Source organism: Larkinella arboricola, from assembly GCF_003259745.1.
In the GTDB taxonomy this organism is placed as follows: Bacteria; Bacteroidota; Bacteroidia; order Cytophagales; family Spirosomataceae; genus Larkinella; species Larkinella arboricola.
This window is the reverse complement of sequence record NZ_QLMC01000001.1, coordinates 1,363,876-1,390,037: the sequence shown is the minus strand read 5'-3', so window position 1 is coordinate 1,390,037 and position 26,162 is coordinate 1,363,876. Positions and strand designations below refer to the sequence as shown.

Annotated in this window: 20 protein-coding genes; 9 read left to right on the top strand and 11 right to left on the bottom strand. The window is 53.6% G+C overall.

Annotated elements, in window-relative coordinates; genetic code table 11:
• Positions 1 to 41: 41 nt before the first annotated feature.
• A complete protein-coding gene (rsgA, locus tag LX87_RS05460) occupies positions 42 to 968 on the top strand; it encodes a ribosome small subunit-dependent GTPase A (protein ID WP_111627128.1) in 927 nt (308 codons plus the stop codon).
• Between the two features lie 100 nt (positions 969 to 1,068).
• Here rsgA and LX87_RS05455 read toward each other — a convergent pair whose 3' ends face one another.
• Both LX87_RS05455 and mce read right to left on the bottom strand, forming a co-directional pair.
• Entirely contained in the window at positions 1,069 to 2,445 is a 1,377-nt protein-coding gene (locus LX87_RS05455; protein WP_111627127.1) for a cystathionine beta-synthase, read from the bottom strand.
• 127 nt (positions 2,446 to 2,572) lie between these two features.
• Positions 2,573 to 2,983 carry a methylmalonyl-CoA epimerase gene (gene mce, locus LX87_RS05450; protein WP_111627126.1) on the bottom strand — a complete coding sequence of 137 codons (411 nt, stop codon included), beginning with the start codon at positions 2,981 to 2,983 and terminating at the stop codon, positions 2,573 to 2,575.
• 182 nt (positions 2,984 to 3,165) lie between these two features.
• Here mce and LX87_RS05445 point away from each other — a divergent pair, with 182 nt between their 5' ends.
• On the top strand, positions 3,166 to 3,492 hold the full coding sequence (locus LX87_RS05445; protein WP_111627125.1) for a HesB/IscA family protein: 327 nt from the start codon (positions 3,166 to 3,168) through the stop codon (positions 3,490 to 3,492).
• Between the two features lie 56 nt (positions 3,493 to 3,548).
• On the opposite strand, the gene LX87_RS05440 is transcribed toward LX87_RS05445, so the two are convergent.
• From LX87_RS05440 to LX87_RS05420, 5 genes are all read right to left on the bottom strand, one after another.
• The gene (locus tag LX87_RS05440; protein ID WP_111627124.1) at positions 3,549 to 3,962 is read right to left on the bottom strand and encodes an energy transducer TonB; all 414 of its coding nucleotides are present in this window, start codon (positions 3,960 to 3,962) and stop codon (positions 3,549 to 3,551) included.
• A 33-nt stretch (positions 3,963 to 3,995) separates the two neighbouring features.
• Positions 3,996 to 4,427, bottom strand: coding sequence for a nuclear transport factor 2 family protein (locus LX87_RS05435; protein WP_111627123.1), 432 nt, complete (start codon positions 4,425 to 4,427; stop codon positions 3,996 to 3,998).
• 104 nt (positions 4,428 to 4,531) lie between these two features.
• Entirely contained in the window at positions 4,532 to 6,049 is a 1,518-nt protein-coding gene (locus tag LX87_RS05430) for a glycoside hydrolase family 32 protein (protein ID WP_111627122.1), read from the bottom strand.
• Positions 6,050 to 6,137: 88 nt separating this feature from the next.
• On the bottom strand, positions 6,138 to 7,097 hold the full coding sequence (gene metF / locus LX87_RS05425; protein WP_111627121.1) for a methylenetetrahydrofolate reductase [NAD(P)H]: 960 nt from the start codon (positions 7,095 to 7,097) through the stop codon (positions 6,138 to 6,140).
• Positions 7,098 to 7,231: 134 nt separating this feature from the next.
• Positions 7,232 to 7,858 (bottom strand): response regulator transcription factor, encoded by a 627-nt coding sequence (locus tag LX87_RS05420; RefSeq protein WP_111627120.1) that lies wholly within the window; start codon positions 7,856 to 7,858, stop codon positions 7,232 to 7,234.
• Positions 7,859 to 8,169: 311 nt separating this feature from the next.
• Here LX87_RS05420 and LX87_RS05415 point away from each other — a divergent pair, with 311 nt between their 5' ends.
• Positions 8,170 to 9,261 (top strand): ScyD/ScyE family protein, encoded by a 1,092-nt coding sequence (locus LX87_RS05415; RefSeq protein WP_111627119.1) that lies wholly within the window; start codon positions 8,170 to 8,172, stop codon positions 9,259 to 9,261.
• Positions 9,262 to 9,367: 106 nt separating this feature from the next.
• Here LX87_RS05415 and LX87_RS05410 read toward each other — a convergent pair whose 3' ends face one another.
• The gene (locus tag LX87_RS05410; RefSeq protein WP_111627118.1) at positions 9,368 to 10,117 is read right to left on the bottom strand and encodes a porin family protein; all 750 of its coding nucleotides are present in this window, start codon (positions 10,115 to 10,117) and stop codon (positions 9,368 to 9,370) included.
• Between the two features lie 72 nt (positions 10,118 to 10,189).
• Entirely contained in the window at positions 10,190 to 11,473 is a 1,284-nt protein-coding gene (locus LX87_RS05405) for a M20/M25/M40 family metallo-hydrolase (protein WP_111627117.1), read from the bottom strand.
• Between the two features lie 244 nt (positions 11,474 to 11,717).
• On the opposite strand from LX87_RS05405, the gene LX87_RS05400 reads away from it, so the two are divergent.
• Complete coding sequence (locus tag LX87_RS05400; RefSeq protein WP_111627116.1) at positions 11,718 to 12,737, top strand: zinc-binding alcohol dehydrogenase family protein; 1,020 nt, start codon at positions 11,718 to 11,720, stop codon at positions 12,735 to 12,737.
• A 177-nt stretch (positions 12,738 to 12,914) separates the two neighbouring features.
• Positions 12,915 to 15,809 carry a T9SS type B sorting domain-containing protein gene (locus LX87_RS05395; RefSeq protein WP_111627115.1) on the top strand — a complete coding sequence of 965 codons (2,895 nt, stop codon included), beginning with the start codon at positions 12,915 to 12,917 and terminating at the stop codon, positions 15,807 to 15,809.
• Positions 15,810 to 15,906: 97 nt separating this feature from the next.
• Here the strand turns inward: LX87_RS05395 and LX87_RS05390 are convergent, their stop codons facing one another.
• Together LX87_RS05390 and LX87_RS05385 are read right to left on the bottom strand one after the other, a co-directional pair.
• Positions 15,907 to 17,667: a glycoside hydrolase family 9 protein gene (locus tag LX87_RS05390; RefSeq protein WP_111627114.1), complete on the bottom strand. Its 1,761-nt coding sequence runs from the start codon at positions 17,665 to 17,667 to the stop codon at positions 15,907 to 15,909.
• A gap of 46 nt (positions 17,668 to 17,713) precedes the next feature.
• The gene (locus LX87_RS05385; RefSeq protein WP_111627113.1) at positions 17,714 to 18,271 is read right to left on the bottom strand and encodes an RNA polymerase sigma-70 factor; all 558 of its coding nucleotides are present in this window, start codon (positions 18,269 to 18,271) and stop codon (positions 17,714 to 17,716) included.
• Between the two features lie 376 nt (positions 18,272 to 18,647).
• Between LX87_RS05385 and LX87_RS05380 the strand changes: the two genes are divergently transcribed.
• The 4 genes from LX87_RS05380 (at position 18,648) to LX87_RS05365 (ending at position 26,155) form a co-directional block, all read left to right on the top strand.
• Positions 18,648 to 18,851: a hypothetical protein gene (locus LX87_RS05380; RefSeq protein WP_170139305.1), complete on the top strand. Its 204-nt coding sequence runs from the start codon at positions 18,648 to 18,650 to the stop codon at positions 18,849 to 18,851.
• A 174-nt stretch (positions 18,852 to 19,025) separates the two neighbouring features.
• On the top strand, positions 19,026 to 22,154 hold the full coding sequence (locus LX87_RS05375; RefSeq protein WP_111627111.1) for a SusC/RagA family TonB-linked outer membrane protein: 3,129 nt from the start codon (positions 19,026 to 19,028) through the stop codon (positions 22,152 to 22,154).
• Between the two features lie 11 nt (positions 22,155 to 22,165).
• Positions 22,166 to 23,665: a RagB/SusD family nutrient uptake outer membrane protein gene (locus tag LX87_RS05370; protein ID WP_111627110.1), complete on the top strand. Its 1,500-nt coding sequence runs from the start codon at positions 22,166 to 22,168 to the stop codon at positions 23,663 to 23,665.
• 186 nt (positions 23,666 to 23,851) lie between these two features.
• On the top strand, positions 23,852 to 26,155 hold the full coding sequence (locus tag LX87_RS05365; protein ID WP_229310550.1) for a DUF1549 domain-containing protein: 2,304 nt from the start codon (positions 23,852 to 23,854) through the stop codon (positions 26,153 to 26,155).
• Positions 26,156 to 26,162 lie beyond the last annotated feature (7 nt).

The window sequence follows — 26,162 nt, the reverse complement described above, 5'->3', positions numbered from 1 at the left end:
TTTCACTCCGCTTAACTCCGCGAAACAACTTAACTAAAGCTTTGCAAACCGGCTTAATCATACGCTCTACCGGCTCCTGGTACGAAGTCCGCCACCACGACGGACACATTTACCGCGCCCGGCTGAAAGGCAAATTCAAGATTCAGGGCCTGAAAGTCACGAACCCGATTGCCGTCGGCGACCGCGTGCAGTTCGAACTAGAAGACGAAACTGAAAATACCGTCGTCATCACTGGCATCGAGCCCCGCGAGAATTACATTATTCGTAAATCGGTCCACAAAACCGCCCACGGACACATTCTGGCCGCCAACATCGACCAGGCCGTGCTGATCGTCACGCTGGCGTTCCCGCGTACGTCGCTGGGCTTTATCGATCGTTTTCTGGTGGCATCCGAATCGTTCCGCATCCCGACGACGCTAGTATTCAACAAAGCCGATATCCTGAAAGATGAAGCCCTGGACTACCAGCAGGAAATTATTAACCTGTACGAAAACATCGGGTACCCCTGCTTGGAGACCTCGGCAACGGAAGGCGCCAACGTTGACGTTTTCCGGAACCTGCTCGATCAGAAAATCAGCCTGTTGTCGGGCCATTCCGGCGTTGGCAAATCGTCGCTGGTCAATGCCGTGGCACCGGACCTGCAACTGCGTACCAATGAAGTATCGACGTTTGCCAACAAGGGTGTTCATACCACCACCTTCGCCGAGATGTTCGAGATTGCGCCCGATACCTTTATTATCGACACCCCGGGCATCAAGGAACTGGGGCTGGCCGATATGGAAAAGGAAGAAATCAGCCATTATTTCCCCGAAATGCGCGACCGACTGAACCAATGCCGATTCCACAACTGCCTGCACATCAACGAACCGGGGTGCGCCGTCAAGGAAGCCGTCAACGAAGGCGACATTGCCGAAAGCCGCTACTGGAGTTACCTCGGCATGGTGTCGGGAGAAGACAACCGGAAATAGAGTTATGACGGGGCCGCCCGGCGGTTGGCTCCGCCGTTACCTAATCATATGGCAGCGCCAACCGCCGGGCGGCCCCGTCATCACTCTTCACTCATCACTTTTAATTAGTAATCGCGGCCAGAAGGTCAGCTTGCGTGATGATGTGAACCTGCTGGTTTTCATCGCGGACGAGCAGAGCTTTGTTATCCCGATCGATAAGCGAAGAAAGGACATCGACGGTATTGTCGAGGGCTACAAACTTGAAGGGTTTGTCCATCACTTCGCCTACATGGAGGTCTTTGACGGTTGGATCTTCGATTAATTTATTTAGAATGGTCGAATCGGTCAGGCTGCCGACGATTTCGCCCTCGGCATTGGTCACCGGAATCTGCGAAATACCGTGCTGGTTGAGCAGCCGGATAGCCTCGCCTATTTTCAGGTCCTGCCCTACCGTTGTTAGTTTCGCCTTTCCGTTTTTGCTGCGGACAATATCGCGGGCCGTCGAAAACTCGCGGGATTCCAGAAACCCGTGGTCTTTCATCCAGGTATCGTTGTAGATTTTGGCGAGGTAACGCGTGCCGTGGTCGGGCAGCAGAATCACCATCACATCCTCGTCGGTCAGGTGTTCGCGCGCCCATTCCAGCGCCCCATGCACCGCCGAACCCGTCGACCAGCCCACAAAAAGCCCTTCCTCCTTCGACAGCCGCCGGGCCATGATCGCGGCATCTTTGTCGGTTACTTTCACAAAATGATCGATCAGGCTAAAATCAACGTTCTGCGGCAGAATGTCCTCGCCGATGCCTTCGGTGAGGTACGGATAAATTTCGCGCTCGTCGAAAATGCCGGTTTCCTTGTATTTCTTGAACACCGACCCGTAGGTATCAATACCGACCGTCATAACGCCCGGCTTCTGCTCTTTCAGGAATTTGGCCGTGCCGCAGATGGTTCCGCCCGTGCCGACGCCGGCGGCAAAATGGGTGATTTTCCCTTCGGTATCGCGCCAGATTTCCGGTCCGGTAGAATCGTAATGAGCCGCCGTGTTCGAAAGGTTATCGTACTGGTTGGGATACAGCGAATTCGGAATTTCGCGGTTCAGCCGCTTGGCGACGGAGTAATAGGAGCGCGGGTCGTCGGGTTCCACGTTCGTCGGGCAGACCACCACATCGGCCCCCACAGCCCGCAGAATGTCGATTTTCTCCTTCGACTGTTTATCGGCCATCGTGAAAATACACTTGTAGCCCTTCGCAATGGCCGCCAATGCCAGCCCGAAACCGGTGTTGCCGCTTGTGCCTTCGATGATGGTACCGCCGGGTTTCAGGATTCCGGCTTTTTCGGCATCCTCGATCATGCGGATAGCGATGCGGTCTTTCACCGAGTTGCCGGGGTTGAAGTACTCGACTTTCGCCAGAACCGTTCCCCGGATGCCTTTGGTCACTTTATTGAGCTTCACCAGCGGGGTGTTGCCAATGGTATCTATGATCGAATTAAAGTAGTTCATGGTTGTGTGGTTTGGTGATTGTTTAGGAATGTAACGACTTGCTGGTGGAAATGGTTGAAGGAGCGGGATTGTTTAGCGAGTTCAACCTGATAAGGTAATCCTCTCCTTTAATCCGTGTAATCCCAGTTTAAGACGGGCCAATCTCCTGACACAACTCCACCAGCACGCCGTTCGTTTCTTTCGGGTGCAGAAAACAGACGAGTTTGTTGTCGGCGCCCCGTTTGGGTACTTCGTTCAGGGGGGTGAACCCTTCGGCTTTCAGGCGCTCGATTTCGGCGTAAATATCCGCTACCTCAAACGCCAGATGGTGGATGCCCTCGCCTTTTTTTTCCAGAAACTTCGCGATCGGGCTGTCGGGCCGGGTGGCCTCCAGCAGCTCGATCTTGGTCTGGTTTACTCTGAAAAACGAGGTGGTCACTCCTTCCGACTCAACAGCTTCGCTTTTGTAAGGTTTTTCGCCCAACAACTTCGTAAACAAAGCATTCGAAACCGCCAGGCTTTTCACCGCAATGCCAATATGCTCAACATTCGTCATCATTTCTCTGATTACCTCCGCTGCTCTCCGCTCTCCTCCGCGTAACAGCATTTCTTCTTTGGCACAAGTTAAAGAGTTATTTCGCAGAGTGAAGCAGAGATGTGCGGAGTTACGCGGAGTTTTTGAAGAAACTTTTCTTTTCGGCCTGCGGTTTTTACCTTAGTGACTAAATACTACGTACTGCTATGGTTTCGGTAACGGATAAAGCCAAAGATAAAATTATTGAACTCCGCCAGAAAGATGGCCTGAACGACGATTACGCTATCCGCGTGGCGGTTCAGGGTGGCGGATGCTCGGGCCTGATGTACGATCTGCAATTTGATACGGCACAGCAACCCAACGACCACATTGTGGAAGATAAAGGCATTAAAATTTACGTCGACCGGAAAAGCCTGCTTTATCTGGCGGGTACCGAACTGGATTTTTCCGACGGCCTGAACGGCAAAGGATTCCAGTTTAAGAACCCCAATGCCAGCCGGACCTGCGGCTGCGGAGAAAGCTTCTCCGTCTAAAATTTTTCTTGATTAGGATTGTTAAAGGCACCGTCGGCTTCCACGCGGTGCCTTTTTTATGGTTTTGGGGGAAACAACACGGGAATGTTGTAGTTGACCGACACCGGCTTTCCTGAAACCTTTCCGGGTTTCCAGCGGGACATATTCCGTACTAACCGAAGCGCTTCCTCATCACAGCCGTAACCAATCCCCTTGATTACCCGAATAGTAGAATCCTGGATATAACCCCGGGAGTCAATTTGAAAGTTAACTAAAACCATCCCTTTTACCTGATTCTGACGAGCCTGTTCCGGGTAGCGCTGATGTTTACTAAGGTAGGCTCCAATCCCACCCGGGTATTGAGGAGACGTCTCGATGGGTTCAGAGCCGCGATTGGTTAAATCTTTCAATTCAACGTTTACTTCGGTTCTCTGTCCATACACAATTCCGGATAACCCAAACAGACCGATCAGCAAAACGAACTTCTTCATGCCTTCTGTATGATTCTCATAAAATAACGGCGATTAATTCGGCAACTTCAGTGATTGCCAGGCCACCATCTGCCACTGCTGGCCTTTTTTAACGTACACGTCGGTATAGCGGATTTTCGAGTTGACCGTCTGGCCGTTGTTCGATGCCTTGATTAAACAAATACCGCTGATGACGGCGGTATTGCCGTACAGCTTGATTTTCTGCTCCTGAATCCCGATGGACTCATACGTCTGCTTGCCGTCTTTGAGCGACTGAATATACGATTGCTTCGTATCCTGAAGCCCGTGGGAATGTGTGTAAATCAGGTCGTCGCCGAGCACCTTTTCCAGCACAGCGTAGTTACGGGACACCTGCGCATCGAAGCGCTCTCTTTCGACCGCCAGCACGGCTTTTTCGTCGGCGGAATGTTGAGCGAAAGCAAAAGAACTGATTAACAGATACGTTAAAAGAAGGAAGGGTTTCATAATAGCTGACATAGATTACGGGATTAACAGGATTAAATAAACCGCTGATAGCGAAGCATCCTAGTTAATCCTTTCATCCGTGTAATCCAAGTTCAGGACGAGATTTATTCCGGCCAGACGGATTCAATATTCCGGATGGTGACAGCCCGAAAACCGTCGCCGAAAAACTCGAAACCCTGGCTGTCGGGTTTCGGAAAAATGAGGTTCGTCAGCGTCACCAAACCGTCGTTAACAAACACCTCAACCGACGAACGGTCCACGAAAATCTGCATGTTGATCCGTCCGTTCGCCAGGTCCTCCCGCTTTAACGGGGCCGTAAACCGTCCGGGAAACTCTTTTTTAAAATCGGTTTTGCCGGAGCGCGTGCGGTCCACGTACACCTCCTGTTTGACCGGATCATAACCGACCACCGTTTCTTCGCCCGTTCCTTTTCGCACTTTCACGCCCAGATCACCGGCAGCCGCGCCCGTTGCCTCCGCTTCAAGCGTCAGCACATACGTCTCGCCTTTGATGCGGTTCGAATCCAGACTACGGTTTAACTCTTTGGTGTCCAGCCCCCGCCATTGGAAACTGTCCGATGTGAGCGGACGGATTTCTTTGACCACTTGCTGCCGGAGTTCATAGCCATTTTTACCCCGAACAATTTTCAGCTCGCGCGGCAGCGTCATGGCGCCCCGGAACGGATTGGTCGGAATGTCGTTGGCGTACTGCCAGTTGTTGAGCCAGCCCAGACTGATTTTGCGGGGTGTATTGTTGTAGGTAATAGCCGCGTAGTAATCCTTGCCGTAATCGACAAACCGTACATCACCCTGTTTGAAATCGCTGCGGAACGCTTTGCCGTCGAAGTCGCCGATGTAATACTGCATGCCCGAACCACCGGCTGGCGTTCCGGCCCCGATGGAAATAAACAGCAGCCATTTGCTGCGCTTCGACCCAACCACCGGTATTTCCAACAGGGCCGGACATTCCCAGATGTTTCCCGGGGTATCAGCCGACGCAAACTCGCCGGTTTTGTTCCACTGTTTCAGATTGGTCGAACTGTAAAAGAGGGCCTTTTTCTCGGTTGGCAGCACCACACTCATAATCCAGCGTCGGGACGGTTCGTGCCAGAACACACTTGGATCGCGGAAATCCTTCTGGTTCAAATCAATTACCGGGTTGCCTTCGTACTTTGTCCAGGTGCGGCCTTTGTCCAGGCTGTAGGCAATGTGCTGACTCTGGTTCGTTTCGCGGTGGTTGGTGTAAATGGCCACCATCGGCACCACACCGTTTTTCCCAAAACCGCTTGTATTCTTTGTATCGACCACACAGCTGCCCGAAAAAATCATTCCTTTCTCGTCTTCGGCGATGGCGGGCGGCAGTTCTTTCCAGTGAAACAGATCCGGGCTGACGGCGTGGCCCCAGGTCATGTGGCCCCAGCGAATGCCTTTCGGATTGTACTGGTAAAACAGGTGGTATTCCCCATCGTGGTAAACCAGCCCGTTGGGGTCGTTGGTCCAGTTGATGCGGGGCGAAAAATGGTATTGAGGACGGTAGGGCTGGCTGTAAGCCGTGTCCTGCGCCAAACCCGATACCGCGTGAAGAGCCAGACCAAAAGCCAGGCCGATGAAAAGAAGGTTCATGGCAAAATGGGTTTAGGAACCGTTTCAACAATTTTCCCGGGAGCTTTATATACACGGGCAAAGCTCCGTCGGGAAGTCGGACAAGCTGTTAAAAAATCTCGCGGGCAATTTTGATGACATTATCCGATTTGCCCATCGTATAGAAATGCAAACCCGGCACACCGGCTTTTGTTAATTCCCGGCATTGCTGAATACACCACTCGACGCCCACCTGCCGCGCCTGCACATCATTTTCGCAGGCTTCCACGGCTTTGATCAGATCCTGGGGCATTTCGAGGTGAAACAACCGCGGCAGAACCTGCAATTGCTTCCGCGTACTCAACGGTTTCAGGCCCGGAAAAATCGGCACGGTGATGCCCGCTTCCCGGCATTTTTTTACGAAATCGAAAAACTTCTGATTGTCGAAAAACATCTGGGTCACAATGTAATCGGCTCCTTTATCAACCTTCATTTTCAGATAGTTGAAATCCGTTTCGTGATCGACGGCTTCAAAATGTTTTTCGGGATAGGCGGCCACACCGATGCAGAAATCGCTCGGCGTCATCGCGTGGTCGCTTTCGTGCAGGTAGAGTCCCCGGTTCATGTTGGCCACCTGCTCCACCAGTTCGCTGGCGTACGAATAGCCGTTGGTTTTAGGCTTAAACGTATCGAACGGTTTGGCCGGATCGCCCCGCAGCACCAGCACATTGTCGATACCCAGGTAATTCAGATCGACCAGAAAATCCTCGGTTTCGTCCCGTGTAAAACCACCACAGAGAACGTGCGGCACCGGATCAACGCCAAATCTGTGAAGAATGGCCGAACAGATGCCGACCGTACCGGGCCGTTTTCGGGTGATGATTTTCCGGATGGTGCCGTCGGGTTCGGGCCGCTCAATATACTCTTCCCGGTGGTAGGTGACGTCGATGAACGGCGGTTTGAACTCCATCAGGGGTTCAATGTTGTCCAGCAGGTTTTTGAGATTGTCGCCTTTAATGGGGGGGATAACTTCAATTGAAAAGATCGTTTTTCCGTTTGCCCGACGGATGTGATCAGAAACTTTCGCCATGTGGTGTTGTTTTGGAACAGTAGTTACGGCACGGGCTGCCCCGCGCCGAAGCCGAATGAAAACAATGTACGGCCGTAGTTACCACCCAGCCGTACACTGGTACAAAAGTACAGTAAAAATTGGAGATAATCGGCTTATAACTTTACCAGCCCGCAGCGAACGGCTTTCAACGCCATACCCACCCGGCTTTTCACCTGCATTTTCTGAAAAATAGCCTCCCGATAGCCGTCAACGGTCCGTGTACTGACGCACATTTTATCGGCAATCTCGGCATATGTCAGATCGCTGCACGCCATTTTTAGAAAGGTCCGTTCGCGTTCGCTGAACTGATAATACTCCCAGGGTATACCGTTTACCGCACCAGTCAGACTACGAAGGATCCGGTTGGTCACGAATTCGGAATAGCGGTCATTTCTGGTGCGCAGATGATCGAGTGCCTCGCGCAGGTCCGTTGGCCGTCCGCCTTTAGGCAAATAGTGCCGGGCACTGTTTTCTCCCCGGTCCCGCACCGACAACGCTAACACTTTTATGGCGGGATGGTGCTCTTTGAGGTACTTAGCCGTTTCATACCCATCCATATCCGGCATACTAATATCCAGCAATACCATATCCAGAGGGTTGCCCCGGCTCAAATACCGGATCAGGTCGCGCCCATTTTCGGCGATGTGGCGCACTTCATACGTCTCAAACTTCTGAATCAGGTCAGAAAGGGTCTGGGCCATCATATGATGATCCTCGACAATTACGATAGAAGTTTTCACAGGAATAGAGATTGATTTGTGTGAGTTAAGGTGCTGAAAATTAAGATAAATATAACCAAAAATGCAAGCCCCATTTACCTAATTTTCAGACAGTAATTTTACCTACACGTTGTCAAAGACTACCGTTTAATCAAAATGCTGTTCCTTCTTTTTAGTGAAAAATCCGGTTGATTGGCAGAAAGTGCGGTTCCAACCCGGAAACTTGCTGCCAGATAATAAATTATGTATAATCTGATTTGTCCGATAAACTACCTTGCACTTTATTACAATTAGGTCCCTTTCAATCATTTATACCTCAAACCATTTCGGGAATGACTACCTCAACCTCTACTCTTCGCTGGCTGCTGACGCTGGTGATTGTCGGCAGTTGCCTTTTTACCGTCACGAGTTGCCAGAAGCTCCTACAGGACCACGATTTTCCTAACCCCATGACCTTAGCCCTTGCCCCCGGGCCGCCGGTTGCCGCCGGGCTCATGGCCCCCATTGGTCTGGCCGAAGACAGCAAAGGGTATTTGTGGGTTACAGAAGCCGGTAGCGGCACGGTCAACAACGGGCAGGTTTCGGTGATTACCCCAACCGGGACCTACACCGCCATTACCGGTTTTGTATCGGCTGTCAGTCCTGAAGGTTCGCCTGAGGGCCTTAATCACCTGGCGTACCGGGATGGCAAGCTCTACATTCTGCACGGGTCTGAAGATAAACTCTACATTGTAGATGTTTCGGGCTTTGTTCCCGGCACGAGCGCCCCGATTCAGGCCAGCTCGCTTACGGGTATTGACCTGGGTACGACCATTCGCGGTTTCCACACGAATGCGCCCGACGCGCCCGACTCCAACCCGTATGATCTGACGTTTGGGCCGGATGGCGATCTGTTCATTACCGATGCAGGAGCCAATGCCATCATTCGCCGGGATAAAGACAACGGTGCGCTAAGTGTTTACGCCGTGTTCCCGGATGTTCCCAATCCGACTTATCCGGGCTCACCCGTAGGCCCGCCGACCATCGATGCCGTACCAACCGGAATCGTTTTCAACGGAACCGATTTTCTGGTTACCACATTGGTGGGCTTCCCCTTCCCCACCCACCTGTCCGCTATTTACAAAGTAAGTGGTACGGCAGCGGCCCCCGTTACGCCAATGGTTTATCAGGACAAATTTTCGGGTCTGACAAACATCGCTTTGACGCCCGGTGGTAAACCCATTGTAACGGAATTTGGTTTTTCAACACCGTCCCGCGTAGCCAACGGTGAAATGGATGGCGGTAATGCGGGTGGAACGTTGTTTTCGCCGGGTGTTCCGCCTTATGTCACGGCTGTTGACATCCTGACCAGCAGCACAGCAAACACCTATTATGCCCTGTATTACGGGCCGGGAATAATTGTAAAATTAACGGCTACGAACTAATCAAAAGTAATTAAAGCGGCCACCCGGAATCATTCCGGGTGGCCGCTTTAATTACTATTCTCTTTTTTGAGCAGCCTAATTTTCCACCGCTCGCCTTTATTTCCGGTTAAAACGTCAGCAGTACCCCCACCGATGCGTAATTGATCCAGGTAAAGGTGTAAATCTCCTCCGTGTCGGCCCCGCCTTCAACTACCCGGTAGCCCGCTTTTAGCGACAGTGCCGGACTGAATTTATAAGCGGCTCCCAAGAAAATATCTTCCGCGCGTCCCTGTTTCGCGCCCAGCGCATCGCCTTCCAGCAAAACCGTCAAACGCTCCCCGGGTGTATAAGCCGCGTAAAAATTCAGCAACGGTACAAACCCGACGTTATCATAATCCGACTGACGGCCTTCTGTCTCGAACCGGGTATTGGCATCACGGATTTTCGCCGTAAACCCCGCCCCAACCCGCCAGTGTTCACTGGCCACGAAATCGTAGCGATACGTCAGCCGGTAGGAGTTAAATTTGTAATAAGCCGTTGTGGGCTGGTTGGCGGGAAAGAGGACGTTATTGTAATTGATATTCTGGTTGAACTGCCCCTCGTATCGCACCGTCAGGGGAGCGTACAGGGCCGAAATGGTATGCCGGTTGGCGATGGTATACCCCAGCCGAACCCGGTAAAATACCTTGGGGTCGGTGCTCAACTGTTCAGCCAGATCCACGAGCGTACCGCCCTGATTCGGAATTCTAACATCCGTGTAGGCCGTTCCGAGTACCAGACCCGATTCAGCATCGATCCGAAATTGAGCCCGCAGGGGCAAGGCAAACAGCAGCAACAAAACGGGCGCTATCGCCCGGGAAAGAAAGATACGGTTCATCGTTTAGTTTAATGTGGATACCAGATAAACTCGTTCGGGTTGAAATGGTTTTCCACAAACCGTATTCAAATTTCAGCGGGTTAATCGGTACAGCAGCAGGGCAGCCCGCTGAATCAGCAGCGGATACTGCTTCAGATTGATGTCTTCCTCGATGCTGTGCGCCCCCCGGCCCGACGCTCCCAGACCGTCCAGACAGGGCAGATACTGCGCCACAAACGACACGTCGCCAGCCCCGCGTGCACCCGGATCACCCGACTTGACCGGCCCCAGTCCCATGTCGCGGCTGACCTGATCGACCATTTCCCGCAGCTTCTCGTTTTTTTCGGCCGGTTCCATCGCCGGAATACCGTCCTCAAACGTGATGGTGGCTTTGGTAATCGGCAGGCTTTTCTCCACAATTTCACGCATCCGGGCGCGGGCACTTTCCTTCTGTTTTTCCGAGATAAACCGCAGATCGCCCTGCACCAGCGCCAACGGTGCCACAATGTTGGTCTTTCCGGTGGTTTCGCCTTTGGCGGTCTTATCATCGTACCGAATGTCGGAGCCGCCAATAATCAGACCGGGATTGAGCGTCAGGTACTGCTCCTGCCCCAGCGCACGCCGGAATTCGTTCAGAATGCGGGCGGTTTCGAAAATGGCACCGTAGCCCAGCCCACTAAAAATCTGCGAAGAGTGGCCCGTCCGGGAAACCACCTTGAGTGTCCAGCTACTGAAACCGCGCCGACCCGTTGTTACAGTATTCAGCCCCTGCGCCCCTTCAAAAGCCAGAGCAATGTCGCACTGGCGGGCCCGTTCGATGAAATCCCGGCGGCTTTCGCTACCCCCGCTGCTTTCTTCATCGCCGGTAAAATAAGCCGTAATCGACACATCATCCAGCAAACCGTGCGCATGAAGGGCTTTCAAAGCCGCCAGAATCAGCACGTTGCCGCCCTTGATATCGTTGGCCCCCTGCCCCGTTGCCGTCGAATCGTTCACCCGCGTAAACGGTTCAAACGGGACACTTTTTTCAAAAACCGTATCGAGGTGCCCAATCAGAAACAGCTTTTTCCCACGTTTGCCCTGCCGGGTGGCCACCAGATGCCCCGCCCGGTTGAGCGAATCGGGAAGCGTGATCCACTCCGTTTTGAAACCCAGTTTCTCAAACTCGGCCGCCAGCAATTTCCCGTTTTCCCGAACGCCTTCGAGGTTGAGTGTCCCGCTGTTGATGTTGACGGTTTTCTCCAGAAACTTCTCCGTTTCGGGCTGGTTCTGCCGCGCGGTTTGGATTATCTTCTTTTCGATGGCCGTCAGCGACTGGCTCCGGGCTGCGCAATGGATTCCCAGAACCAGCAAGGCACTCAGGTAAAACTTGATCATATCAGAAATCTTCAGGTTTGCGGTAAATTAAGCAGCATCTGGAAGAAAACCGCTTTCGCGTCGAAAAACAGGTTATCGGCTCGCGGTGAAATGGCAGGGTTACAGGCAGGCCGGTCGTTGTACCTTAAAAATATCAACAATTTGCGCCGGGCATGAGAATTATTCAGCCATCAATAACCATCTTCGTACCCAACCCGGTCACACTCGCCCTGTTGTGGGGAGTTGCGATCGGTACAACCCCCTTATGGAAACCTTAGTCTGCACAACGCCCGGCCAGTTTGAATACCGTTCGGGCCAGAAACCGGAATTGACGCCGGGGCATGCCATCGTCAACATCAAGCGCATCGGTATCTGCGGAACCGACCTCCACGCTTTTGAAGGAACCCAGCCCTTTTTTGAATACCCCCGCATTTTGGGCCACGAACTGGCGGGCGAACTGGTCGATTTCGACGACGCCCCCGGTTTTGAAAAGGGCGAGCGGGTTACCATCATTCCGTATTTTTACTGCGGAACCTGCGTGGCCTGCCGGGCCGGGAAAACCAATTGCTGCGCCCAGCTACGGGTTTCGGGCGTCCACATGGACGGTGGAATGGTCGAATACCTGAGCGTTCCGACCTACTCGCTGGTGCACGGCGACGGGTTGAGCCTCGACGAACTGGCCCTGGCCGAACCGTTGTCCATCGGGGCACACGGTATTCGACGGGCTGGGGTTCAGGCGGGTGAGTTCGTGCTGGTCATTGGTGCAGGGCCTATCGGTCTGGGCGTCATGGAATTTGCCCGTATTGCGGGTGGGCAGGTGATTGCGATGGACATCAACGAAGCCCGGCTGGCCTTTTGCCGCGCGAAATTGCAGGTGCCGTACACCATCGACGCCCGCTCGACCGACGTGACCGAACAACTCCGGAGCATTACCAACGGCGATATGCCGACGGTCATCATCGACGCCACCGGCAACCTGAAAGCCATCAACAGCGCGTTTCAGTACATGGCCCACGGTGGTCGCTACGTGCTGGTTGGTTTACAGCGCGGGGATGTGTGCCTGAGTCATCCGGAGTTTCATAAGCGCGAAGCCACGCTGATGAGCAGCCGGAACGCCACCCGCCAGGATTTCGAGCACGTCCTGAATTCGCTGAAACAGGGGCTGATTGACCCCGTTACCTACATTACCCACCGGGTGCAGTTTGGTCAGGTGAAAGACCAGTTTGCCGACTGGCTGAATCCGGCCAATGGAGTCATCAAGGCGATGGTCGAACTGGATCGTTAAGCCGTTTGCCGAGCGCCATTAAAGCCGTTCCGTCCAGCCGCGAACGGCTTCTTTTTTAAGATCTCCCGCGCCATCCGGTGCAGCAGTTTTTATTTTCGCAAAGCCGACAAACCGGTACGCATAAACAGGAGGATCAGCCGTTTATAGATCATACGACCATCTCTTACGGCTTCTCTCATGAAAAGGTTTCTACTCCTGTTTTGCTGTGTAGGGTTTTGCCTGACAACCGCATCGGATGCACTGGCGACGCACGTTCGGGCGGGCGAAATTACCACCCGCCGGATTTCCTCAACCGCACTAACCTACGAGATTACCCTAACCGTGTATTATGATGTTACGCGCGGTGCGGGAGGTGGGTATCAGGCGGCCCTGAGTCAGCGGGATGTGAATTTCTGCTTTGGCGTGGGACAGGAAATGCGCCGGGTTCCCCGCGTGGATGCCGAAACCCGGAACATCAATCCCAACACAACCATTAATATTTACCGGACTACCTACACCTATCCCGGTCCGGGCACGTATGAGATCAGTTGCACGATTGTCAATCGGAACGAAGGAACCCGCAATATTCCGAACTCGATAGAAACCAATTTTAAGCTGCGGACCACCATCGTGGTCAACTCCGGTTTGGGACTCAACAGCACCCCGGTTCTGCTGAACCCGCCCCTGGACTCGGCCCGCGTCGGCCAGAAATGGTGTCACAACCCCGCTGCTTTCGATGCCGACGGCGATAGCCTGGCTTACCGGTTGTATGTTCCCTCCGGAAAACAGTACGAAGCCGACGATGCTTCCTGTAGCCCGCTTCCCGTGGCTGGTTATACTAACCCGGCCACCATTGGCCGCAACCCAACGACCGAAGCCGGTACCGGCCCCGCGACGCTGACCGTCAACCCTATCACCGGGGATGTATGCTGGGATGCACCCGCCGAACAGGGCCAGTACAACATCGCTTTTATTGTGGAAGAGTGGCGCGATGGCGTCAAAATCGGCGAAATTGTGCGGGATGTGCAGATTATTGTGACGCCTTCCATCAACAAACGCCCCGAGTTGAAGGTGCCAGACGAAATCTGCGTGGAAGCCGGAACGCTCATCAATGAGGCCATTACGGCCATCGACCCCGACGGAAACCGGCTTGAACTGACCGGTTACGGCGGGCCATTCAACAAAGGCGCCGACGGCACAACCCTCAATCTGGTGGCTAATCCAACGGCCACGCTAACGCCCTCCGGCATTCAGAACAGCCCACTAACGGGGACGTTCCGCTGGCAGACCAACTGCGCACACGTCCGCGAGGAACCGTATGACGTCATTTTCCGGGTGATTGACTTTCCCCACGCCACCCAGACACAACTCGCCACGCTGGGTTCCTTCCGAATCCGCGTTTACGCGCCCAAACCGCAGAACCTGACAGCCCGGCCCACCGCCGATGCCGCCGGGCGAGCCATCGCCTTGTCCTGGTCGGCCTACACCTGCGGAACTACCGCCCCGCCCGCCAACGCCCAGATGGTGATTTACCGCAAAGAAGGCTGCACTACCCTGACACCGGATGTTTGCGAAACGGGCGTTCCCGCCGGGTCGGGTTACGTGGAGGTGGGTCGGGTGCCCATTGGTCAAACCAATTTTACGGACAATAACAAAGGGGGCGGGCTGGCGCGTGGGGTGGCCTACAGTTACCGCATTGTGGTGCAATACCCCCGTCCCGGCAACGGCCAGAGCGTGGTTTCGGAGGAAGCCTGTATTACGCTGCCCGAGCAGGTGCCGCTGATCACCCACGTCACCGTCGACTCGACCGATGCCGCCCGGGGAGTGATTACCGTTCGCTGGACGCGCCCGCCCGGTATCAACCCCAACGACGGCACCGGTCCTTACCAATACCGTCTGCTGCGGGCAACGGGCCTGAACGGCACCGACTTCACCCAAATAGCCGCGATCAATACTACGCTTCAGGCCAGTGCCGCCGACACGGTTTTCACCGACCGGGGCCTGAATACCGTGGCCAATGCGTATCGTTACCGCGTCGAATTTTACATCACCGATCCCGTATCCGGCCAGTTGCAACGGCTCGACGCCACCGAAAACGCCAGTTCGGTCCGGCTGACGGCTACGCCCGGAATGCGCCGGGTGCAACTCAACTGGCAGGCCCGTACGCCCTGGAGCAACGACAACCGGGTTCACCGGATTTACCGCAGCAAAACCGGCCCCAACGGTCCGTTTAACCGCATTGCTGAAGTTACCGTACAAGGGCCTGACACCTATACCTACACGGATACCGGGGCCGATGCCTATGCGGCTGATGAAACCGTACCGGCTACCATGTCGACCGATAGCAACTACTGCTACCGGGTCGAAACGGCGGGTCAGTACACCCCTCCCCTCTCGGCGACGCTGCTCTATAATTTTTCGCAGGGCGTGTGTGCTACACCCATCGACACAACCCGGCCCTGTCCGCCCGTCCTGTCTATCGACCAGATTGACTGCGCCAGTCTAAGCGACGACGCTCTCTGCAACCAGCCCACTTTTACCAACACACTGACCTGGCAAAGCCCATCGACGGGTTCCTGCGACCGGAATGTTGTGAAGTACAATCTGTATTACACGCCTTGCCAGGACAGCGAACCGCAGTTACTGGCGACAATTGATGCTGCGACCCTGACCTACCGGCACGAAAACCTGACGTCAATGGCCGGTTGTTACCAGATTACGGCGGTGAGCCGGAGCGGACAGGAAAGCGCACCCAGCAACCGGGTTTGTAAGGATAATTGCCCGTTTTTCGGGATGCCCAACGTCTTTACCCCCAACGGTGACGGCAAAAACGATGTATTTCAGCCGCTGCGGTGCCCGCGCTTTGTGGAGTCGGCTGAGTTGACCATCATCAACCGCTGGGGCATGAAAGTCTACGAGAATAGCGGTGAGGGGCTGCGATGGGACGGCAAAACCAACCGGGAGCAGGACTTGCCCGGTGGTATATATTTCTATCAGGTACGGGTGAAATTCAAGCGGCTGGATTGCAGCGCTCCGGCGGAGGTTTACAAAGGCTGGGTGGAAATGCTGCGCGAATCCGGCGGGACGAACTAGTTGCCCCAGCGGAAATAGTTAGCCCCGGGCACAACCCGGGGCTGATAAAAATTCATCCTTTCAGGAGTGCGGGGTAACTCATCCACCCGAACAGGTTTTACTGCGCTTTCTGCAAGGCTTCCAGCGCCCCGGCCAGATACACCAGCGGAGCGTTCCAGTTGATGGCAATTTCGTTGGAAGCGTACGAACATGATGAATCGATAAACATTTCGTCGGCCGACGAGGCCGTGTACCCCGCGCATTTGTCCTGCTTCGGGGCGTTCCCATTGGGTCCGCCCGACAACAGGCCGGGAACGGGCGCTTCAATACCGTCGGCCACCGAGGGACGGTGGTGCGGGTTCATCACCTGCTTGTCGCCAAAGCCGGTCACGAAGCAGTAGCCGGTAGCGTTGCGGCCCAGCAGGTAGTCAAAGTTGGTCAGGGCGTTGCGCAGGTATTTTTTGTCGCTGGTCAACCGGTAAGCCTGAATCAGCGCAACACCCTGATTGGCGGCCACGGCACTGCTGCCCCAGATGTAATCCTGCGCCGATTTGCCCATAACGGTCTGGTACGCCTGTTTGTCCACATCCAGAATCAAGCCGTCGGCAAAACCGATCAATTGTTTCTTCAGTTTCGGAAGGTCTTTCCGGGCCAGCGGACTCAGGCTTTTCTCAAAACGGACCAGCGTGTAATAGCCCAGCAGCCGGACCTGCGCCCACGACGGCAGCGGCATTTTCTCGTCGGGAAACAGGTTGACGGCTTTGTAGTAAGCATCGTCTCTGGTGGTTACATACAGTTCGGCAGCCGCCCAGATCCACTCGTCACTGGCATCGCGATCACCGTATTCACCCGAGAGCACATCGGGATCAAACTTTTCGTTTATTTCGTTCTGCCGGTAAAGCTGATTGGGGTTTTTCCGGGCCCACTCCCATGCGCGAACGGCCGCCGTCACACACGAATCCGCCAGCCCGGGCAACTCGCGGCTGAACGGTTTGAAAATCCGTCCGGCCTGCGCCATCACGGCCGCAAAATCCAGAGCCGCCGTGACGCTTTTCTGCACGACATACCGTTCTTTATTCGCTTTATCAGGCATAATCATGCCGTCGAAGCGGGGGTTGGTCAGCTTGTGGTACACCCCGCCGTCGGCCGGGTCCTGCATGGTCAGCATCCAGCGCAGATTCCAGAGCGATTCATCCAGTAGATCAGGGATTTTGTTACCGCTTTCGGGAATATTGGTTTCAAACTGTTGACAGAACTGCGGAAAGTCTTCGTACAACGATAGCAGCGTACCCACGGTTATGCCCGAATTGACGATGTATTTGTTGTAGTCTCCGGCATCGTACCAGCCCCTCGGCGACGACAGAACCGTCCCTTCCGGACGCCCGGGCGACACCGCCGACGGATGCACCAGCACGTGCGTATCTTCCTGAACGTGTCCGGCCGGACGGCTCCACGCTCCGGCGTACTGGGGAGGTAAGTCAATCGAAATACGCTGATAATAAAAGCCTTTCAGGGAGCCAATGGCCACGGCGCGGTGTACGTCATTTTTGATTTCAAACGGATAGGAATGGCCTACACCGGGCACGACAACAACAAATGTTCCAGCGGTTTTCAGGCCCGAGAAGTCGGCGGTCCGGGCGTTTTTGCCGGAAATGGCATTTTGCCGGGCCGCGCTCAGCGTTCCTTTAAAGACCACCTTTTTCAAGTCCGGCGTCGTCACCTGAAATTCACCCGCTGCATCGCCCACGACAATAGCAATTTTGGCGGCATTCGGATAGAAGCCAATCTGATTCAACCGGATCAGTGGAGAAAGCTCCTGCGCCCGGACAACCAGAGCGCAGAAGGTAATAAAAAGAGCAGCAAGTGTTTGACGAAGCATGGGAAATCAGGAACAGAAATTTTGTCCTGAAGTAACAGAAAAAGTGTCAAAACACCCCCACGTAATCTTTCAAATGAGACCGGAGTGATCGTAGGGACTGCATAATGTGGTATTCGACGGTGCGTTCGGGAATGCGCAGGGAGGCTGAAATTTGCCGAACGGACTGGTTTTCCAGACGGTTCAGCCGAAAAATTTGCCGGGTTTTGTCGGGCAGGTGAGCAATTCCGGTTTCCAGAGCCTTATTGAGATCATTGTAGGCCAGTACTTCTTCCGTATGACAATCCAAATCGGCTAACTTCGCATTCTTAAAATCTTCATATTTCTGCCGGATTAACAGGGCTTTGATATGATTCAGTACTTTATACTTTACCGCACCAAAAAGATACTTTTTCAGATCGTCAATCTGGATGGTTCCCCGCCGTTCCCACAGGTCTACAAATAAATCCTGAACCAGTTCTTCCGCGTTTTCCTGCGAGTACAGTTTCTTACGGGCCACGGCCAGAAGCGGCTGCCAGTATTTACGGTAAATCGTTTGAAAAGCCGTTGTGTCTCCTGCCTGTAGGAGCTTTACCAATACGACATCACTCAGGATTGAGTAGTCCATAAAAGAGCATTATAGTGGGTCAGGGTACGTACCCGCCAAGTAATATTCCCGGCGGGAAACAATTTTATATTCTAAGATTCCCATTTTCATCTTTTATGCCGTCCTGTACTTACCTGTTTCGTTTGCTCCTTACCGGAAAGCCCAGCGACCAAACTGACGTTTTTTTTCTTTCCTTGCCGGAAGTGCCCAACTCTTCATTTTATCATATTTCTACAACGATTTGCATTAAAATAAGGACTTTAAACTATTTAAAAGCCAAGGATATAAACATTCAAATATTTTACAGAATGATTTGCGGCTCTCCACCGGTTTAATTGACATAGTTATAAAACCGCTCATTCTGTTTCTAAGCATGCAGGCAAATCATCAGGGATTCTTGGAGGTGCTTCAACGCTACATCGATGGTGCCTGTTCGCCAGCGGAGAAACAAATGATGGATTATTGGTACGACTTGCTGGATCACCGCCACAGCAGCTCAGCCTCCGCCTTGTCCGACGAGCAGCAGGAAGCTTTGCTCTGGGCCAAGATTCAGCAGCGAATCCGACAAAAGAAACCGTCTGATAACGGCCCACCGGGGTAGCCATCGTCCTGTAATCCAGGCCAGAAGTTTACGCTGCTAGTTCCTAAACCCTTACAGTATGTTTATCTCCCTCTACTGTGATTGGCCGCCCGAATGACCCTGGCACGATGCACGTGCGGTAACCGATTGATTACCGAAAGTATGTTTTGTTCTAATCCCTTAACAAAAAACGCAATGAAAAAACGCTTACTAACACGGCCCTTATCGGGTATTTTAAGGAGGGTTCCTCTCATTCGGCTGTGCCTGTTTCTGCTGGCTATTACCAGCCTGTCAGTTCGCGCCAACGCAGCCATCGACCGGCTCGTGTCCGGAACCGTGAAAGACGAAAAAGGCGAGGCACTGCCGGGCGTCAGCATCGTTCTGAAAGGAACTACCCGGGGAACCACCAGCAATGCCGACGGCAGCTATCGGCTTGATGTGCCGGAAAATAACGCCGTTCTGATTTATTCCTTCGTAGGGTATCTATCGCAGGAAATCAACGTTGGGAGTCGAACTAAAATCGATGTTCAGCTGACCGTAGGTGACCGTTCGCTGGATGAAGTTGTCGTTGTCGGGTACGGTTCGCAACGGAAACAGGATATTACCTCGGCCGTATCGGTTATCAGCATGAAGGACATTGGCGAACAGCCTTCCAACAACACCAACCAGCTCATTCAGGGTCGGGCGCCGGGGGTGGTTGTGAAACAGAAAGCCGGAACGCCGGGTGGTTCTTTTGAAGTACGGGTTCGGGGCATTGGCTCCCTGGGCGCAGGCAGCAACCCGCTATACGTCATCGACGGTTTTCCGGTGGGAACCGATGTTGGACAAAACCTGAACCCGAACGATATCGAAAGCATTTCCATCCTGAAAGATGCGGCTTCGACGGCTATTTACGGGGCCAGGGGCTCAAACGGGGTTGTGCTGATTACAACCAAAAGCGCCAAAGAGGGTAAAACAAGCATCAACTTCTCACTCGACTACGGCATTCAGACCGTACCCATGTCGCGACGCGTGAAGATGCTGAACGGTCCGGAATTCGCGCAGTTCAAGAAAGACGTTTTCATGGACCAGATTCGCATCCTGCAAAATCGGGAACCGTCAATTGAAGAGGTGCCTATCGGTTACCGGTATCCGGAACAAACGAAATATTCGACCGACTGGTATGATCTGATCATGCACAAAAACGCGCCATATACGGATGCGAACCTGACGATTTCGTCCGGCGGAGGGCCCCTGAAAGCCTTGTTATCGGTGGGGTATTACAAAGAAAACGGAACCATCAAGCACACGGATTACGACCGGATTTCGGTGCGTACCAACCTCGGCGGCCAGGTGAATAAGTTTATCAACGTAGGGCTGAACATCAACGGTTCTTACACCAACAACAACCTGGCTAACACAAACGGTCGGAGTGCCCTGGTTGGGGGAGCCCTGCTCATGGACCCACGCGCCACGCCCTATAACCCGGATGGTTCACTGATTCCGTATATCAACGGTGTCGACGGCGTATTCGGGTTTCCGAACCCGCTGTTTGTGCTCGAAAACGTACTCCGCAGAAGAAACATCGCCGATGTGCTGGGTAACGGTTTTATTGAGGTGTCGTTCCTGAAAGACTTCAAATTCCGGACGTCCGCCAACATCAAGCTCAATAATAATACCTATAAGGAGTTTGTGCCTTCAACCATTGGTCTGTCGGTTGCTAACGGTACGGCGGGAGCCCCTCCGCGCATTGCTACGCAAACCGACAATACGGAAGAGTTGACCAACTACGCGCTCGATCAACTGCTGACGTACACGCCCAGACTTGGCACCGGTCATACGATGGAAGCTCTGGTGGGTTACACCGCCCAGAAGGAACGGCTTCGGGGAATCACGGGTTCGGGGAATACATTCCCCGACGACATGGTGCCTTACCTGGGTGCGGCCTCAATCCGTCAGTCCAATTCTTACGAGTACGGCTGGACCATGTTGGCTTTCCTGAGCCGGGTCAACTACTCGTTTAAAGACAAATACCTGTTCTCGGCCTCTTATCGTCGGGAAGGTAGCTCCCGGTTTGGCTCCCAGAATAAATACGGGGATTTCCCGGCAGCGTCTGTTGGCTGGCGGGTAACGGAAGAATCGTTCATCCCCAAACCAAACTGGCTGAGCGATCTGAAAGTCCGGGCCAGCTGGGGGGTAACCGGAAACAATGACATCGGTAATTACCCGAGCCTGGCCTTCGTTAGCGCCAACAATTACATTCTGGGCAATGCCTTTGCCGCCGGAAAAGTCGTCAGTTCGTTTGCCAACTCGGGTCTGAAATGGGAGAAATCCAACCAACTGGACATCGGTATGGATCTTTCGCTGTTCAACAACCAGTTGAACTTCAACTTCGAGTACTATAAGAAGATTACCAACGATATGTTATTGCCCATTTCGATTCCGTCCGTTTCCGGCTTCACCACGAGTCTGGCCAACATCGGAAAAGTGGAAAACCACGGTATTGAACTGGGTGCCGACTACCGCATTAGCTTGGGTAAGCTGAACCTGCGGACGAACGCAAACATCTCCTTCAACCGGAACAAAATTCTGGCCATCAAAGGCCAAAACGATGCCTTGTGGTATGGTAGCTTCTACGGTGGCTACAACGTTCAGAAGGTGGGCCGCCCGATCGGTATGATTTACGGATACCGGAAACTGGGTATTTTCAATACGCAGGAAGAAATCGACGCTTGGCCGAAACAGGACGGAGCCATCCCAGGCGCCATGAAATTCTGGGATGCCAACGGCGACGGTGAGATCTCGTACGATACGCAGGACATGGTCGAAATCGGCAACCCGAATCCGGCCTTTACCTGGGCCTGGACGGTAGCCGCCGACTACAAGCAGTTCGACTTCAACATCATGTTCCTGGGTGCCCACGATTTTGATGTGTACCGGAACATTGAAGCCTCAACGATGAACATGGACGGCGTGTTCAACGTCCTGGACAAAGCCAAAGATCGCTGGCGGTCGGCCGAAAACCCGGGTTCCAATCCGAATGCGAAAAACTCACAGGGTGGTACGAGCTACTTTAAGTGGTCGCGGGAGAGCAGCGAGCGGTATGTCTACAATGCCAGTTACACCTGGCTGAAAACCATTACCATCGGCTATAATTTCCCCCGCTTTAAGTCCGTCCTGAGTAATGCCCGGATTTTTGTGACGGGCAATAACCTGTTCATGTTCACAAAATACCCCGGTAATAACCCGGATGCGGGCGTACGCGGAGGAAACGAACTGAATAATGACGATGAGTCTTATCCAGTTCCGAGAACAATGGCTGCAGGTATTAAACTCAACTTCTAATTGTCACGAAAATGAAAAAAATAACCGTCATAGGGACATTTCTTCTTTGCATGACTCAGTTTTCGTGTAAAGATGACTTTCTGGTCACCACCGATCCAACTCGGATTGGCACCGATCTCTTTTATAAAACCGAAACCCAGTTTCAGCAGGCACTGAATGGTGTATACGGCCAGTTGCAGCAAATGACCAGTTCGGCTTACATCTTTCAGGAGTTTCCGTCCGACAACACCACGCTGGACTTCAATCCGCTCGACCGCGGGGGAGCCGCCGGTTGGGAAGCCTTCGAATTCTCGACGGTCAACCAGGGAAATGGCGAAATTGCCAACATCTGGAACCTCTATTATTCCGCGCTTTACAATACCAACTATACCCTGGAAAAGCTATCGACCAGCACGCTCGACGCAGCGGCTAAAGGTCCGATCGAAGGGCAGTTGAAGTTCCTGCGGGCGTATTTCTATTTCCATTTGGTGCAGTATTTCGGGGATGTGATCCTGGTTACCTCCACGCTGGCTAACCCCAATGAGGCCTTTGACCTGGTACGGTCTCCCCAGGCTGAAGCGTGGGCCCAGATCGAAAAGGATCTGAAAGAAGCGGTTGCGCTGCTGCCCGCGACGTATCCGGCGGCTCAGGTTGGGCGCGTTACCAAAGGCGCGGCACTCGGTATTCTGGGCAAGGTGTACCTGACCCAAAAGAAATACACGGATGCCGTCACGACGCTGAAGCAAATCCTGCCCCTGGGCTACAGCCTGAATCCGCTTTATACCGACAACTTCAACCCCGCCAAAAAGAACGGTCCGGAGTCGCTATTTGAAGTGCAGTATCAGGGCGGTAACGACCTGGGCGAGTGGAGCAACTTTGCCTACGTCTTTGCTCCCCGGCTTTCGGCGGGTGCCATCACGGGTTTTGCCAATACGGCTCCTTCCGGTCGGAACATCCCAACCAATGACCTGATTGCGGCCTACGAACCGGGTGACGTACGGAAAGATGCTTCCCTGAAAACCAGTTATACCTTAAACGGCACCGTTGTAAACATGCCTTACGTTATCAAATACACGTATCCCCACACCATTACCGGTCGGACCGACAACAACTGGCCGGTACTGCGTTACGCGGACGTGTTGCTGATGCTGGCCGAGTCGATCAACGAAGCCACGGGCCCATCCGCCGAAGCGTTTGATTACCTGAATCAGGTTCGGAAACGGGCGGGACTGGCCCCAAAAACCGGTCTGGATAAGGTTGCGCTCCGCGATGCTATCCTGAAAGAACGGCGGGTGGAACTGGCGTTTGAAAACCACCGCTGGTTTGACCTGCGCCGGACTAAAACCCCGGCTGAACTAGCGGCTTTCATGAATGCCTACGGGGCGAAGGAAAAGGCAAAACCGACAGTCGACCGGGGTGGCATTGCTTTCAACGCCCAGGATTACGTGTACACCGAGAATGAATACTACCTGCCGATTCCGGCCCCGCAAATCCTGATTAACAGTAAATTAACCCAGAATCAGGGCTATTAAAGGAAAGTGCAGGATAGTTTCTGCGAAAAAATGCACCTTATTGGACGGATTAATGTAAATTTAGGATTGATCCATGCCATAAGGTGCATTTAACAATTGATTTTAGTTAACTAATTCGATTTCAAAGTGACGGTTTTAACAGAATCTTTTTGGCTTTGGCAATTCCTTGGCCGTCTGCACCCGCTGATGGTCCACTTTCCGGTTGGTCTTCTCTGCGTAGCCCTGCTCCTGGAAATCGTCGGCTGGTCACGGAAATCCACCGACCTGCGTGCTGGCATTACCGCCCTGATCTGGATTGGTGCCATCAGTTCGGTCGTAGCGGCAATTCTGGGTTTAATTTTAATCAACCAGGAAGAGTACGGTGGCGATACCGTCACCATTCACCAGTGGTCGGGTCTGGCCACAATGGCGCTGGCTCTTCTCACGGTTTTTGCAGTACAAACCAGGCGGTTAGTCTTATACCGTAGCCTGCTGTTTTTAACGGTTTTCGGGGTGACCATTGCGGGTCACTACGGGGCACTCCTGACTCACGGCGAAGACTATCTCACAAGTGTGTTGCCTTTCGGAAACGAGAAACAATCGCCCACGACCACCGATCCCAACCTTGCTTTTATCAGCAATACCAGCAGCCAGCCGCTTGACGCCAAACAGATTGAGGACCTCAACCTGGAAGTTCGTTCGATTCTGGCCCACAACTGCTACAGTTGCCACAGTGCCACCAAAATGAAAGGGGAACTGCGGCTTGATACCAAAGAACTGCTCATGAAGGGGGGCGAAAACGGTCCGATTCTGAAAGCAGGCCACCCGGAAGACAGTGATATGATTCGCCGGGTAAAACTGCCCGCCGGTCACGACGACGCCATGCCGACCAAAGGCAAACGGCTCACCGACAAAGAAATTGCCGTGCTCGAATTCTGGATCAAACAGGGCGCTCCCTGGCCCAGCGGGGCACAGAAAAGCATTTACCGTGTGGCAGCCCTGGAACCCCGGATGCCCGCCGTTCCCGCAGCAACCGGCGATCTGACCAACCCCATCGACCGGTTTGTAAACGCCTATTTTCAGCAGCACAAACTTACCTGGAAAGCGCCGGTCGACGACCGGACCTACCTGCGCCGGGTGTATCTGGATGTGATCGGGTTACTGCCGACGCCCGAAAAAATTCAGTCTTTCACGGCGGACCCGCGGCCCAACAAACGCGAGTTGCTGGTGACCGAACTGCTCAACCAGAACGACGCCTACGCGCAACACTGGCTTACCTTCTGGAACGACGCCCTGCGGAATGACTACTCCGGAACAGGCTATATTACCGGGGGCCGCTTCGATATTACGAAATGGCTGTATGCATCACTGAAGAACAATAAACCGTACAACCTTTTTGTCAAGGAACTAATCAGCCCAACCAAAGAGTCGGAAGGGTTTATCAAAGGCATTAAATGGCGCGGAACCATCAACTCAAGCCAGAGTACGGAAATGCAGGCGGCCCAAAACGTGGCGCAGGTGTTTCTGGGCCTGAATCTGAAGTGTGCGTCCTGCCACGACAGCTTTATCAGCGACTGGAAACTGGCCGATGCCTACGCCTTTGCCAACGTCTTTTCCGACACCACGCTGGAAATTCACCGCTGCGACAAACCGACCGGCAAGATAGCCGGACGAGCCATTCTGTTTAAAGAACTCGGAACCATCAACGGCGAAGCGCCCACGGCGGAACGGCTCCGCGAACTGGCCGAGTTTATGACCCAACCGAAAGACGGGCGGCTTTACCGCACGCTGGTCAACCGGGTTTGGGCGCAGTTGATGGGCCGGGGGCTGGTCGAACCGGTGGATATGATGGATAACGCGCCCTGGAGTCAGGACCTGCTCGACTGGCTGGCCGCTGATTTTGCCGCCAACGGCTACGATATTAAAAAACTGATGGCCAACATCCTGACGTCTAAAACGTATCAGTTACCGTCCATCAGCGTGAAAGACCCGGCTTTGCTGACGGCCCCCACCTTCGTGTTTGAGGGCATGGTGCGTCGGCGGATGTCGGCGGAGCAATTTGCCGATGCCGTTAGTCTGGCGTTCAATCCGGTTTACGGCGACTCGGCGCTGGCCGAAAAACGGCTTCCGGAAAACATCAAGCAGGAAATACCGTTCCCACGGGCTTCGCTGGTGAAAAACGATCCGTTCCTGACAGCCCTGGGTCGCCCGAACCGCGAAACCGTCAGCACCAGCCGGACTTCGCAGGCCAACCTGTTGCAGGCACTCGAACTGACCAACGGAGCCAAGTTCAACGCAGCCCTGAAACAGGGTGCCGAACGCTGGAAAGCCAAATACCCAACGTCGGACCGGTTGGTGAATCAACTCTACTGGAATGCGCTGGGCCGGGCACCACAACCCAAAGAACTGGCCGTAGCCGAGAAGATTGTGGGCAAGACCCCGAACGTGGAAGGCATTCAGGACCTGGTGTGGGCCATCAGCCTGCACCCTGAATTTCAATTAATCAATTAGAATACCA

Bases quoted from the DNA above. Each gene is read 5' to 3' on its own strand.
- LX87_RS05455 (WP_111627127.1), bottom strand. From the start codon at position 2,445: ATGAACTACTTTAATTCGATCATAGATACCATTGGCAACACCCCGCTG.
- LX87_RS05385 (WP_111627113.1), bottom strand. From the start codon at position 18,271: ATGGACTACTCAATCCTGAGTGATGTCGTATTGGTAAAGCTCCTACAG.
- LX87_RS05365 (WP_229310550.1), top strand. From the start codon at position 23,852: ATGGTCCACTTTCCGGTTGGTCTTCTCTGCGTAGCCCTGCTCCTGGAA.
- LX87_RS05400 (WP_111627116.1), top strand. From the start codon at position 11,718: ATGGAAACCTTAGTCTGCACAACGCCCGGCCAGTTTGAATACCGTTCG.
- metF (WP_111627121.1), bottom strand. From the start codon at position 7,097: ATGGCGAAAGTTTCTGATCACATCCGTCGGGCAAACGGAAAAACGATC.
- LX87_RS05370 (WP_111627110.1), top strand. From the start codon at position 22,166: ATGAAAAAAATAACCGTCATAGGGACATTTCTTCTTTGCATGACTCAG.
- LX87_RS05375 (WP_111627111.1), top strand. From the start codon at position 19,026: ATGAAAAAACGCTTACTAACACGGCCCTTATCGGGTATTTTAAGGAGG.
- LX87_RS05435 (WP_111627123.1), bottom strand. From the start codon at position 4,427: ATGAAACCCTTCCTTCTTTTAACGTATCTGTTAATCAGTTCTTTTGCT.
- LX87_RS05415 (WP_111627119.1), top strand. From the start codon at position 8,170: ATGACTACCTCAACCTCTACTCTTCGCTGGCTGCTGACGCTGGTGATT.
- LX87_RS05395 (WP_111627115.1), top strand. From the start codon at position 12,915: ATGAAAAGGTTTCTACTCCTGTTTTGCTGTGTAGGGTTTTGCCTGACA.
- LX87_RS05430 (WP_111627122.1), bottom strand. From the start codon at position 6,049: ATGAACCTTCTTTTCATCGGCCTGGCTTTTGGTCTGGCTCTTCACGCG.
- mce (WP_111627126.1), bottom strand. From the start codon at position 2,983: ATGATGACGAATGTTGAGCATATTGGCATTGCGGTGAAAAGCCTGGCG.
- LX87_RS05405 (WP_111627117.1), bottom strand. From the start codon at position 11,473: ATGATCAAGTTTTACCTGAGTGCCTTGCTGGTTCTGGGAATCCATTGC.
- LX87_RS05410 (WP_111627118.1), bottom strand. From the start codon at position 10,117: ATGAACCGTATCTTTCTTTCCCGGGCGATAGCGCCCGTTTTGTTGCTG.
- LX87_RS05390 (WP_111627114.1), bottom strand. From the start codon at position 17,667: ATGCTTCGTCAAACACTTGCTGCTCTTTTTATTACCTTCTGCGCTCTG.
- LX87_RS05440 (WP_111627124.1), bottom strand. From the start codon at position 3,962: ATGAAGAAGTTCGTTTTGCTGATCGGTCTGTTTGGGTTATCCGGAATT.
- LX87_RS05445 (WP_111627125.1), top strand. From the start codon at position 3,166: ATGGTTTCGGTAACGGATAAAGCCAAAGATAAAATTATTGAACTCCGC.